This is a genomic window from Georgenia sp. Z1491 (assembly GCF_049856175.1).
In the GTDB taxonomy this organism is placed as follows: domain Bacteria; phylum Actinomycetota; class Actinomycetes; order Actinomycetales; family Actinomycetaceae; genus JB111.
The window spans coordinates 63,889-76,485 of record NZ_JBNDNA010000014.1 but is presented as its reverse complement, the minus strand read 5'-3'; the positions used below and the strand labels follow the sequence as shown (position 1 = coordinate 76,485).

General features: G+C 74.7%; 10 protein-coding genes. 9 read left to right on the top strand and 1 reads right to left on the bottom strand.

The annotated features are described in order from the left end of the window. The first annotated feature begins 27 nt into the window (after window positions 1-27). Window positions 28-1,506 (top strand): CAP domain-containing protein, encoded by a 1,479-nt coding sequence (locus ACPYO4_RS13695; RefSeq protein ID WP_425709281.1) that lies wholly within the window; start codon window positions 28-30, stop codon window positions 1,504-1,506. Between the two features lie 178 nt (window positions 1,507-1,684). Here ACPYO4_RS13695 and ACPYO4_RS13690 read toward each other — a convergent pair whose 3' ends face one another. Further along, on the bottom strand, window positions 1,685-2,278 hold the full coding sequence (locus ACPYO4_RS13690; RefSeq protein ID WP_425709807.1) for a hypothetical protein: 594 nt from the start codon (window positions 2,276-2,278) through the stop codon (window positions 1,685-1,687). A gap of 44 nt (window positions 2,279-2,322) precedes the next feature. Between ACPYO4_RS13690 and ACPYO4_RS13685 the strand changes: the two genes are divergently transcribed. The 8 genes from ACPYO4_RS13685 (at window position 2,323) to ACPYO4_RS13650 (ending at window position 12,519) form a co-directional block, all read left to right on the top strand. After that, on the top strand, window positions 2,323-4,023 hold the full coding sequence (locus tag ACPYO4_RS13685) for a DUF885 domain-containing protein (RefSeq protein ID WP_425709806.1): 1,701 nt from the start codon (window positions 2,323-2,325) through the stop codon (window positions 4,021-4,023). A gap of 106 nt (window positions 4,024-4,129) precedes the next feature. After that, window positions 4,130-4,831, top strand: coding sequence for a Maf family protein (locus tag ACPYO4_RS13680; protein WP_425709805.1), 702 nt, complete (start codon window positions 4,130-4,132; stop codon window positions 4,829-4,831). A 263-nt stretch (window positions 4,832-5,094) separates the two neighbouring features. After that, a complete protein-coding gene (locus tag ACPYO4_RS13675; protein ID WP_425709804.1) occupies window positions 5,095-7,017 on the top strand; it encodes an acetyl/propionyl/methylcrotonyl-CoA carboxylase subunit alpha in 1,923 nt (640 codons plus the stop codon). Next, window positions 7,014-7,946, top strand: coding sequence for an NUDIX domain-containing protein (locus ACPYO4_RS13670; protein ID WP_425709803.1), 933 nt, complete (start codon window positions 7,014-7,016; stop codon window positions 7,944-7,946). The genes ACPYO4_RS13675 and ACPYO4_RS13670 overlap by 4 nt, the downstream gene beginning before the upstream one ends. After that, window positions 7,943-9,214 (top strand): MFS transporter, encoded by a 1,272-nt coding sequence (locus ACPYO4_RS13665; protein WP_425709802.1) that lies wholly within the window; start codon window positions 7,943-7,945, stop codon window positions 9,212-9,214. The genes ACPYO4_RS13670 and ACPYO4_RS13665 overlap by 4 nt, the downstream gene beginning before the upstream one ends. A 125-nt stretch (window positions 9,215-9,339) precedes the next feature. Then, window positions 9,340-10,275: a 2,3,4,5-tetrahydropyridine-2,6-dicarboxylate N-succinyltransferase gene (gene dapD, locus ACPYO4_RS13660; protein WP_425709801.1), complete on the top strand. Its 936-nt coding sequence runs from the start codon at window positions 9,340-9,342 to the stop codon at window positions 10,273-10,275. Between the two features lie 13 nt (window positions 10,276-10,288). Beyond that, on the top strand, window positions 10,289-11,248 hold the full coding sequence (locus ACPYO4_RS13655) for a hypothetical protein (protein ID WP_425709800.1): 960 nt from the start codon (window positions 10,289-10,291) through the stop codon (window positions 11,246-11,248). A 164-nt stretch (window positions 11,249-11,412) separates the two neighbouring features. Continuing rightward, window positions 11,413-12,519 carry a fatty acid desaturase family protein gene (locus ACPYO4_RS13650; RefSeq protein ID WP_425709799.1) on the top strand — a complete coding sequence of 369 codons (1,107 nt, stop codon included), beginning with the start codon at window positions 11,413-11,415 and terminating at the stop codon, window positions 12,517-12,519. Window positions 12,520-12,597 lie beyond the last annotated feature (78 nt).

Below are 12,597 nucleotides of genomic sequence, written 5' to 3'. Positions count from 1 at the left end.
TTCCGATAACGAGGAGAACCGACCGACGTGTTTGCACCCCCGCGCGGCCGCCACGCCCGGCGCCGCACCCTCGCCCCCCGGGTCGCCACCGCACTCCTGACCGTCGCCGCCGCGAGCGCGACCGTCACGACCGCCCAGGCGGCCGAGGCGCCCTCGGGCGTCCGCACCGTCAGCCCCGTCATCCGCACCGACGCCGGCTGGCAGAACCAGGTCGCCAACGCGATCGCCGCCCAGACCAACGCCTACCGCGCCGCCAACGGCCTGTCCCAGCTCACGCGCACCGGGTCCATCGACTCGGTCGCGCAGTCCTGGTCCAACCACCAGGCGAGCATCGGCTCGATGGTCCACCGCGGCGACTACGGCCGGTCGGCCGTGCCCGCCGGATCGACCGGCACCTCGGAGATCCTGTCCTGGGGCATCTACCCGGACCACCAGGCCGACTACTTCATGAGCCAGTGGCGCAACTCGCCGGTGCACAACAACATCCTGCTCACGGGGTCCTACACGCACTTCGGCGTCGGCGTGGCGGTCTCGGGGGACGGACGCGTGTTCGCCACCCAGAACTTCGCCACCTACCCGGGCGGCGGCCCCGGCGGCTCGACCCCCGCGCCGGCCGAGCCCGCGCCCGCGGAGCCGGCCCCGGAGCCCGAGACCGCGCCCCAGCCCGAGGCACAGCCGCAGGACGAGACCGAGGCGCAGAACGACCAGGTGGCCCCGGACACCGATGCCGCGCGCGAGGCGGACGCCGCCTCCCGCGACGCCGCGCGCACCGAGCCGGAGCCGGCCCCCGAGCCCGAACCCGAGCAGCTGCCCGGCACGCCGCGCTTCCTGCTCTCGGACGAGCTCGCCGGCGACGCCGCGCACAGCTTCCTCTACGGCGTCGAGGGCGACGAGATCTTCGTCGGCGACTGGGACGGCGACGGGTCCGACTCGATCGCCGTGCGCCGCGGGAACGAGATCCACCTGACGAACACCCTCGGCACCGGACCCGCCGAGCAGGTCGTCCGGCTCGGGGAGCCGGGCGACGAGATCGTCCAGGGCGACTTCGACGGCGACGGCACGGACACGTTCGCGGTCCGTGACGGCAACGTCCTGCAGATCATCAACGACCTCGAGAACCCGGGCGAGATCGAGCTCGCCGCCTTCGGTGCCGACGGGGACACGCTCCTCGTGGGCGACTTCGACGGCGACGGCACGGACACGTTCGGCATCCGACGCGGCTCCGACGTCATCTGGACGAACGATCCGACCGGCGCAGGCGTGGACGGCGAGATCTCGCTCGGCCGCGACGGTGACCTCGTCCTCGTGGGCGACTGGGACGGCGACGGCGCGGACAGCCTCGCCCTCCAGCGTGGCGCCGACTTCTTCGTGACGAACGAGATGGCCTCCGACGCCGAGGTGATCGAGACCCGCTACGGGCGCGACGGCGACGTCGCCGCGTTCGGCGACTGGGACGGCGACGGCGCGGACAGCCTCGGGGTCGTCCGCATCGAGCAGACCCGCTGATCCACGCTCGACCCGACGGGGTCACCGGCCGACCGGCCGGTGGCCCTGTCGTCGTTCATCGGGGTCGCGGCTCGTCCGGCCCGGGGCCACGCCGAGCTGGACATTTCGCCATCGAGACGGACCGCAGCGCGGTCCAGCTCGACCCGGAACAGTCCAGGTCGGCGCGGAGCCCGGCCGGTCAGCGCGACTCGGGCCAGTCGTAGAACCGGTGGATCGCCCCGCGGGTCGCCTCGGCGTCGGGCGCCCCGCTGGTCCGGCACAGCTCGGCGAGCAGCCAGGCGTCGCGCTGGCGCATCCGACCGCCGAGGGGGCGGGCGAGCGGGCGATGGACGACGGCGCCGGACGCCAGGCGTACCCAGACCGTCGGCGCGCCGCCGGTGGCCGCCCGCATCCCGGGTGGGACCACCCCCCGACGCGCCACCTCGGAATGGGTGGTGATGGCGGCGATGTCGTCGAAGGAGGCCTCCTCCTCGCGCACGGCCACCCGGCGTCCGAGGAGGTCGACCTCGAGACGGCGCCCGTGATGACGCAGCACGGCCACGACGATCGCGAGCACGACCACCCACGAGAGGGCGAGGACGATCCCGACGAGGGGCCAGTCGACCGGGGTGACCTCCATCGCTCGCCACCACTGGGTGCCGATGACGACCGCGGCGCTGAGCGGCACCATGAGCGCCAGGTAGAGCGCGAGCCGCCAGGCGTTGTCGCGGAACGGGTGCGGGGCGACCGGCACGAGGCCGTGCTGCGGCGAGAGGTCGGGGTAGGGACGCACGGAGGGACCTTAGTCGACCCGGACCCGCCCCCTACGCTGAGGAGGTGACCACCACCTCGACCGGCCCCGAGTCTGCCCCGCGCGCCACCACCGCGATCGACGCCCTCGCCGAGCGGCACCTGGCCGCGGCCGCGGCGCTCGACCCGATCGACGCCACCGACATGGGCCTGCCCGGCCACGAGCACGAGTGGCCGGACCTCACCCCGGACGGCGTGGCCGCCCGGGCGGACCTCAGGCGCGCCACGCTCGCCGAGCTCTTTCGGCTCGAGGCGGCCGACGACGTCGACGCCGTCACCGCCGACGTCCTACGCGAGCGCCTCGGCGCCGGGATCGCCCTGCACGAGGCGGGCGAGGACCTCGCGCCGCTCAACAACCTCCACGGCCCGCTGCAGAACCTGCGCGACACCTTCGACCTCATGGCCACCGACACCGCGGAGCACTGGTCCTGGATCGCCGAACGGCTACGCACCCTCCCCGGCGCCCTGGCCGGCTACACGGAGGCGCTGCGGACCCAGGCCGCGCAGGGCAGGTACCCGTCCCGGCGGCAGGTGCGGATCGGCGTCGAGCAGGCGCGTGAGCTCGCCGCCGAGGACTCCTTCTTCACCGCGTTCGCGGCCGGCGCCCGGCCGGACGGCGCCGTGGCGTCTGGGCAGCTCGCGGCGGACCTCGAGCGCGGCGCCGAGGAGGCGCGGGCCGCCTACGGCGCGCTCGCGGAGACGATCGAGACCGAGCTCGCGCCGCACGCGGGCGAGGGTGACGCCGTCGGGGCCGAGCGCTACGCCCTGCACTCGCGCTACTTCCTCGGCGCGGACGTCGACCTGGAGGAGACGTACGCGTGGGGGCTGGAGGAGGTCGCTCGGCTGACGGCCGAGCAGGAGGCCGTGGCGGCGGAGCTGTACGGGCCGCGCACCACGGTCGCCGAGGCGATGGCGAACCTCGACGCCGACCCGGCGCGCACGCTCCACGGCACCGATGCGCTGCAGGAGTGGATGCAGGCCACGTCCGACCGGGCGGTCGCGGAGCTCGCCGAGTCGTCCTTCGACATCCCCGAGCCGGTGCGCCGCCTCGAGTGCCGCATCGCCCCGACCCAGACCGGCGGCATCTACTACACGGGTCCGAGCATGGACTTCTCGCGCCCCGGGCGCATGTGGTGGTCCGTGCCGAAGGGCGTCACCGAGTTCGGCACCTGGCGCGAGCTGACGACCGTCTACCACGAGGGCGTGCCCGGCCATCACCTGCAGATCGGGCAGACCGCGTACCGCTCCGAGCTGCTCAACGCCTTCCGCCGGGTGGGTGTGTGGGTCTCCGGCCACGGCGAGGGCTGGGCCCTGTACGCCGAGCGGCTCATGGAGCAGCTGGGCTACCTCGACGACCCGGGCGACCGGATGGGCATGCTCGACGGCCAGCGGATGCGCGCGGCGCGCGTGGTCCTCGACATCGGCGTGCACCTCGGGCTGCCGCGGCCCGCCGACCTCGGCCCCGGCCGGTGGGACGCCGAGGTGGCATGGCCCTACCTGCAGGAGAACGCCAACTCCGACGACGCCTTCCTCGCCTTCGAGCTCGACCGCTACATGACGTGGCCGGGCCAGGCACCGAGCTACAAGGTGGGCCAGCGGATCTGGGAGCAGATCCGGGACGAGACCGCCGCCCGCGAGGGGGCCGACTTCGACCTCAAGCGGTTCCACCGACGGGCCCTCGACGTCGGCTCGGTCGGCCTCGACACCCTCCGCCGCGCCCTCGCCTGACCCCCACCCCTCTGTCGTCGGGAGTGCGGTCAGGACCCGTCGGGAGTCCGGTCCGTCGTCGACGGCGCGCGACGAGCGCGCACCGTCCTGGCCATACCCTCGTCTGGTGCTCCGTCTCCTGCTCGCCTCCGCCTCGCCCGCCCGCACCGCCACCCTGACCGCAGCCGGGATCGCGCACGACGTCCAGGTCTCCGACGTCGACGAGCCCGCCGTGCTCGAGGCGCAGGCGCGCGCGGCGGAGAAGGCCGGCGATCCCCCGCCGTCACCCGCCGACCAGGTCCTCGCGCTCGCCCGCGCCAAGGCCGAGGACGTCGCCGACGCGGGCCCGACGGCGGAGCCCGGCTCCGCGCACGGTCGCACCCTGGTCCTGGGCTGCGACTCGATGCTCGAGGTCGACCTCGGGGGCGGGGTCGAGGTCGTCGGCAAGCCCGGCGACGCCGAGACGGCCACGCGCCGGTGGCGGGCCATGCGCGGCTCCACGGGCGTGCTGCACACGGGGCACTGGCTCGTCGACGTCGGGGCCGGGCGGGACGCGGCGACGGGAGACGACCGCGCGGAGGGTTCCGGCGTCGGGGGCGTGTCCTCGGCGGTCATCCACTTCGCCGACCTGTCCGACGCCGAGATCGACGCCTACGTCGCGACCGGTGAACCCCTGAAGGTGGCCGGTGGGTTCACCGTGGACGGGATCGGCGGGCCGTTCGTCCGCGGGATCGAGGGGGACTTCCACGGCGTCGTCGGGGTCTCGCTGCCGCTGCTGCGCGAGCTGCTCGGCGAGCACGGCGTCGCGGTGACCGACCTCTGGGCCTGACGGCCGGGCGCCGTCCCGTCACCGGCACACCCGCCGAGCTCGTGCCTCACCTGGCGAGATCGTGCCTCCCACGCACGACCTCGCCGGGTGAGGCACGACCTCGACGCCGGGGCCGGGCACACGCGGGCGCCGGGCGCGCACGGCGACCCGGCGCACAACGTCACACCGGCCCTCGTTGGGCCGCGGCGCGACGTCCGGCTAACGTAGCGGGGCAACGCGCGCGCACATCGGCGTCCGCGCCCCGAACGGCAGCGAGGAGAGGTATGGCGAACGAGGGTCCCTACCCGCTGCCGCGCAAGGTGCTCGTGGCCAACCGCGGCGAGATCGCCGTCCGGGTGGTGCGCGCCTGCCGCGACGCGGGCATCGCCACCGTCGCCGTGTACGCCGACCAGGACCGGGAGGCCCAGCACGTCCTGCTCGCCGACGAGGCCTACGCACTGTCCGGCACCCGCGCCGCGGAGACCTACCTCGACGCCGCCAAGGTTCTCGACGCCGCGCGCCGCTCCGGCGCGGACGCCGTACACCCCGGCTACGGCTTCCTGTCCGAGGACGCCGCCTTCGCGCGCGCCGTCACCGACGCCGGGATCCTGTGGGTCGGCCCGCCGCCGGAGGCGATCGAGTCCCTCGGGGACAAGGTGACCGCCCGGCGCATCGCCCAGTCCGTAGGCGCCCCGCTGGTGCCCGGCACGAAAGACCCGGTCTCCGGCGCGGACGAGGTCGTCTCGTTCGGCACCGAGCACGGCTACCCCCTGGCCATCAAGGCCGCCTTCGGCGGCGGCGGCCGCGGCCTGCGGGTGGCCCGCAGCGCCGAGGAGGTCACCGCCCAGTACGACTCCGCCGTGCGGGAGGCCCTCGCGGCGTTCGGCCGCGGCGAGTGCTTCGTCGAGCGGTTCCTCGACCGGCCCCGGCACGTGGAGACCCAGTGCCTGGCGGACGCGCACGGCAACGTCGTCGTGGTCTCCACCCGCGACTGCTCGCTGCAGCGCCGCCACCAGAAGCTCGTCGAGGAGGCCCCCGCGCCGTTCCTCACCGAGGACCAGAACGCGCGCCTCGTCGAGGCGTCGAGGGCCATCCTCTCGGCGGCCGGGTACGTGGGCGCAGGGACCTGTGAGTTCCTCCTCGGCGTGGACGGCACGATCTCCTTCCTCGAGGTCAACACCCGCCTCCAGGTCGAGCACCCCGTGACCGAGGAGGTCAGCGGCCTGGACCTCGTGCGCGAGCAGCTGCGCCTCGCGGCCGGCGAGCCCCTCGGCTACGACGAGGTCCTCCTGCGCGGCCACTCCATCGAGCTGCGGATCAACGGCGAGGACCCCGCCTCGGGATTCATGCCGGCGCCCGGCACGATCACCGAGCTCGCCTGGCCCTCGGGCCCGGGGGTGCGCGTGGACTCCGGGGTCGTCGCCGGCGACGAGATCTCCGGTGCGTTCGACTCGATGCTCGCCAAGATCATCGTCACCGGCGCCACCCGCACCCAGGCGATCGAGCGCGCGCGCCGCGCCCTGCGCGAGACCCGGGTGGCCGGCGTCCCGACGGTGCTGCCCTTCCACGCCTCCGTCCTCGCCCACCCCGACTTCGTCGCCTCCGACGGCGCCGACGGCTTCCGCGTCCACACCACGTGGATCGAGAACGACTACGCCGACGAGCTCAGCGGCCTGCCGAGCACCCGCCCCGAGGCGCCGCCCGCCGACGACCCCGCGCCCGAGCCGGCGCCCACCGAGCGGGTCGTCGTCGAGGTAGGAGGCAAGCGGCTCGAGGTCGTCATCCCCGCGGGCCTGGGCATCTCCCAGAACCGCTTCGGCCGCGGCCCGGTCCGCCGGCCCCTGCGCCGCTCCGGCGCCGCCCGGGGCAACGGCTCCTCCGGTTCGGGCGGCGACACCCTCACCGCACCGATGCAGGGCACGATCGTCACGTTCGCCGTGGCCGAGGGCGACCTGGTCGAGGCCGGCCAGACGGTGGTGGTCCTCGAGGCCATGAAGATGGAGCAGCCGCTGGCCGCCCACCGCGCCGGCCGCGTGACAGGGCTGTCCGGCTCCGCCGGCGCCACCGTCTCCGCCGGGACCGTCATCTGCACGATCGTCGACCCCGGGCCCGACGACGCCGCGCCGACCGCCGGGGGCGACGCCGCCGCGGGCGGGGACACGCCCGGGACCACGCCGTCGCCGGTCCCGCTGCCGCCCACCCCGTGACCACCTCCGGCCCTCCCCCGTCCGTCGCCCGCCTGCGGCGCATGCCGGGGGACGGCTGGGTCGAGTGCGCGTGCCGCGCACGGCACTGGGGCCTCAACGGCGCCGCCGGTCTCCTCGCCTGGCGACCCGCGGGCGGCGACGTCGAGGTCGCGCTCCAGCACCGCGCCGAGTGGTCCCACCACGGCGGCACGTGGGGCATCCCCGGGGGCGCGGTCGCCGACGGCGAGAGCGCCCTGACCGGGGCGCTGCGGGAGGCGGCCGAGGAGTCGGGCATCGAGACGGACCACCTCACGGTGCACGCCACGCGCGCGCTCACCCACCCGGACTGGTCCTACACGACCGTGCTCGCCCGCGCCGCCGACGAGGCGACCGTCCGGGCCGCCGACATCGAGTCCCTCGAGGTCCGCTGGGTCCGACTGGCCGAGCTGCGCGGAGGGGACCGCCCGCTCCTGCCGGCGTTCGCCGACTCCCTGGACGAGCTGGGCCGGATGCTCGGACGGGTGGTCCTCGTCGTCGACTCCGCCAACGTCGTCGGCTCCGTCCCGGACGGCTGGTGGCGGGACCGCGCGGGCGCCACGGTCCGGCTGCGTGACTCGCTCGCGGACCTCGCCGCAGCAGGGCTGCCGGCGGCCGAGGTCGGGCTGCCCGGTGACCGCTGGTACCCCGAGGTCCATCTCGTCGCCGAGGGGGCGGCGCGCGGGGTCGGTTCGACCACGGCCGTCACCGTCCACGACGCGCCCGGCGAGGGGGACGACGAGATCGTCGGGCTCGCCGCCTCCCTCGCGGGCGACGCTCCCGGCGCACCGGCGCAGGGCTTCACGCGTGTCGTCGTCGCGACGGCCGACCGCGCGCTGGCCGGGCGGTGCCGCGCGGTGGGCGCCGTCGTCGTGGGCCCCTCGGTCGTCCGCCCCCGCTCCTTACGCGCATGAGCGACGGCGCGGCGGCGGGGGCCGGACCGCCGCGCCGCGTCGAGCCGCTCCGCCTGCCCGGGTTCCGCGGCCTGTGGCTGTCGACGTCCGTCGGTCAGGTCGGGGCGGCCGTCTCGGTGCTCGCCGTCGACGTCCTCGTCATCGACGTCCTGCACGCCTCGGAGACCCAGGTCGGGATCGTCCGGGCGGCCCAGTTCCTCCCGTACCTGCTCATCGGCCTCGTGGCGGGCGCCTACGTCGACCGGTGGCGGCGACGGCCCACGCTCGTCGGCGCCAACCTCGCCCAGGCCGTCCTCCTGCTGGTGATCCCCGCGCTCCACCTGGCCGGGGCACTGACCGTGCCGGCGACCGCCCTCACGCTCTTCGGCGTCGCGGCGTGCGGGGTGATCGTGGCAGCGGCCGAGCAGTCCTACCTCCCGGACCTCGTCCCCCGGGGTGCGCTCGTGGCGGCTAACGCGCGGATCGGCCAGGCGGCGACCGTCGCCCAGACCTCGGGACCGGCTTTCGGTGGCCTGGTCGTCGCCCTGCTCACCGCCCCGTTCGCGCTGGCCCTCACGGCCCTCGCGCGGCTCGGCTCCGCCCTGCTCGTGGCGGGCATCCGCGAGGTCGAGCCCCCGCCGGCCCCCGAGCGGCCCCGCCTGTGGCGCGGCATCGGTGAGGGCCTGCGCCTCGTCTACCGGCATCGCACGCTCGGACCGCTGGCGATCTCCACGCACGTGTGGTTCCTCGCCAACAGCGCGGTGACCACCGTCCTCGGGCTGTTCGTGCTGCGCGACCTCGACCTGTCCGTCGCCGCATACGGTCTGGTCCTCACCGCGGCGGGCGTCGGCGCGCTCGCCGGCACCCTGGTCTCCACCCGCGTCGCGGCGCGGCTCGGCGACGGCCGGACGGTCGTGCTCGGCCGGGCCCTCATGGTGCCCGCCTGGGTGGCGGGCGCCCTGACCCCCGCCGACGCCGCCACCTGGGTCCCGGTCCTCTGGCTCGTGGCGGTGCAGCTCGTCCACGGCTTCGGCATGGGCGTCGAGGACGCCCCGGAGATGGGGTGGTGGCAGCTGCGCACCCCGCGCGCGATGCTCGGGCGGGTCAACGCGAGCAGGCGGTCGGCGAACCGCACCGTCGCCGTGGTCGGCGCGCTCCTCGGCGGCGTGCTGGCGGGGGCGGTCGGGTACCGGTGGACGTTCGTCACGGTCGCGGCGGTTTTCGCCGTCGCGGCGTCGGTGGTGGCGCTCTCGCCGATGCGCGACGCGCGGATCGGCGCGGAGGACTGAGACGGACGACCACGCCTACCCCCGGCCCGCGGTGTCGGATCGAGCTGCTCTGAGCCGGCGGTGACGGGACCAGCCTCACGCGGACGGCTCGCCGACGCGGCAGTGGCCCGAACTACCCTGGTCGCATGACCTCCTCGCACGCCTGGGGCCACGGCCTGGCCACCCGCACAGAGTCCGGCGAGACGCTCGACGTCTGGTACCCCTCCCCCGCGCTCGGCGCGCCGCCCGCCGGCCACGACGCCGAGGCCCTGGAGAGGATCTCCGCCGGCGCACGCACGGACGAGGTGCGCGGCGTCGTCGTGGAGGTCGTCACGACCACGATCGACCTCGACGTCGCCCCCGTCGACGTCGCCGACGCCTACCTGCGCCTGCACCTGCTCTCCCACCGCCTGGTCCGGCCGCGCACGGTCAACCTCGAAGGGATCTTCGGACGCCTGCCGATCGTCGCGTGGACGACCCTCGGCGCCGTCCTGCCCGCGGACCTGCCCGCCGTGCGGGTGCGCGCGGCCGCGGCGGGTCAGCACGTCGTGGTCCAGCTCCTCGACAAGTTCCCGCGCATGGTCGACTTCGTCGTCCCCTCGGGCGTCCGCATCGGCGACGCCGACCGCGTCCGCCTGGGCGCGCACCTCGCCGAGGGCACGACCGTCATGCACGAGGGCTTCGTCAACTACAACGCCGGGACGCTCGGCCGCTCGATGGTCGAGGGCCGCATCTCCCAGGGCGTGGTCGTGGGCGACGGCTCCGACGTCGGCGGCGGCGCGTCCATCATGGGCACGCTCTCCGGCGGCGGCACCGAGCAGGTGACCATCGGGGAGCGCTGCCTGCTCGGCGCGAACGCCGGCGTCGGCATCTCCCTGGGCGACGACTGCGTGGTCGAGGCCGGGCTCTACGTCACGGCCGGCACGAAGGTCACGGTCCTGCCCGAGGAGAAGGTCGTCGCGGCCCGCGAGCTGTCCGGCGTGGACGGTCTGCTGTTCCGCCGCCACTCGGTCACCGGCGCCGTCCAGGTCCTGGCCCGCGAGGGGCACGGCGTCGCGCTCAACGACGCCCTGCACGCATGACCCCACCCCGCGCGTGAACGGCGGGTCGCGTCCGCGCTCCGGCCTGTCCTGCCTCGGCGGCCTCGCCGTCGTCGCGGTCGTGCTCGCGGTCGCGGTCGGCGGCGTCGTCGCCATCCTCACCCACGTGGTGCGCTCGCCCGAGTCCGGGACGTGCCGCGCCGAGGCGGGCGGCGACCTCGGCGCCACCCTCGACGGCGACCAGGCCGCGAACGCCGCTCTCATGGTCGGGCTGGCCCAGCAGCGCGACCTGCCGATCCGCGCCACGACGGTCGCCATCTCCACCGCCATGCAGGAGTCGAAGCTGCGCAACATCGACTACGGCGACCGCGACTCGGTGGGGCTCTTCCAGCAGCGCCCCTCCCAGGGCTGGGGCGAGGTCGAGCAGATCATGGACCCCGTCTACTCCACGGGCCGATTCTACGACGAGCTCGTGACGATCGACGGCTGGGCGGACATGTCGGTCAACGACGCCGCACAGGCCGTCCAGCGCTCCGGCTACCCCGAGGCGTACGCCCAGCACGAGACGATGGCGCGCGCCTTCGCCGCGAACCTCGTGGGCCAGGTCGAGGGCGGGCTCACCTGCCGGCTGTCGATGCCGGACGGCGCCGAGGACGCGAGCGCGTCCCTCGCCACCACCTACGTCACCGACCTCGCGAGCCGGGACCTCGGGCTGACGGCCGAGGAGCGGGACGCCGGCGTCGTCGTCGTGGACGCGGGCGGGCTGCCCGACGGTGCCTCTGCCGAAGACGGCGGGACGGCGGCCGGCTGGGGCGTCGCCCACTGGGGCGTGGCGACCGCGACGGAGACGGGCGCGGTGGCGGTCGCGACCGACGGACGGGTGTGGCTGCGGTCCGGGGGCGACGACGCCGGCTGGGGGGCGGTGGGCGACGTCGGCTCGGAGCTGTCCGCGGTCGAGCAGGCGGTCGTCGACGCCGCCGCGACCCTCGAGCCCGGCCAGGTGGCGATCGGCTGATCGTCGAACGTGCGGTTCGTCGTCGAGCGTGCGGTTCGTCGTCGGGGCCGGACCGTGAGCGACGACCAGGTGGACCGATGCACGCACGGGGCCCCGACCCAGTACCGTCGGAGGCAGTTCGGGGCGACCTGCTTCGTTCGGAGCCACCCGGAAGTAGGCCCACCGTGACGGTGACCGACCTCGCCCCCTCCCCCCACACCCGCCCCGACCGCCCTGCTCGCGGCGCCGGCGAGCGGTACGTCAGCTCGTTCACCACGCTCACGCGGTCGGTGAAGGACGCCGGCCTCATGCAGCGGGCCTACGGCTACTACTGGACCAAGTTCGCGATCCTCATGGTGCTGGGCGCGGGCCTGGTGGTGGCGTTCATCTTCATCGGCGACTCGTGGTGGCAGATGGGCATCGCCGCGGCGCTCGGCCTGCTCATGACCCAGACCGCCTTCATGGGGCACGACGCCGCGCACCGCCAGATCTTCAGGTCCGGCAAGTGGAACACCTGGGCGAGCCTCGTGATGATCAATCTCGTCACCGGCATGGGCCACGGCTGGTGGAACAAGAAGCACAACAAGCATCACGCCGCGCCCAACCAGCTCGGCAAGGACCCGGACATCGGCCCCGGACCGGTCATCTGGACGGGTGAGGCGCTGCAGACGCGCACGACGCGCACGGGTCGGTGGTTCGCGAGGATCCAGGCGTACACGTTCTATCCCCTGCTCGCCTTCGAGGGGCTGAGCCTGCACGTCCAGGGCGTCGCGCGACTCTTCTCGCGCAACAAGCTGGAGCACCGCTGGGTCGAGGCCTCGTTCATCGCGTTCCGGCTCGGCACCTACGTCGCACTGGTGTTCATCGTCCTGCCGCCGGGCAAGGCCGCCGCGTTCATCGCCATCCAGATGGGCCTGTTCGGCGCCTACCTCGGGCTCTCGTTCGCACCCAACCACGTCGGCATGCCGATCGCGCCGAGGGGGATGAAGATCGACTTCCTCCAGCGCCAGGTCCTCATGAGCCGCAACATCACCGGCGGCCGGTGGGTCGACACGTTCATGGGCGGGCTGAACTTCCAGGTCGAGCACCACCTCTTCCCCTCGATGGCGCGCCCGAACCTGCGCAAGGTCGCCCCCATGGTCCGCGAGCACTGCCGTCAGCTCGGGGTGCGCTACACGGAGACCACGCTGTTCCAGTCCTACAAGGCGGTGACCGCGCACATCCACAAGGTCGGCCGCGGGGGCGCGGACATCTGGGCCTGCCCGCTCGCCGGTCAGATGCGCACGGCCTGACCTGCGGTCGATGGGCCAGCCACACCAGGAAGCGAGCCACACCAGGAAGCGAGCCACACCCGCACGAGTGAGGGGATT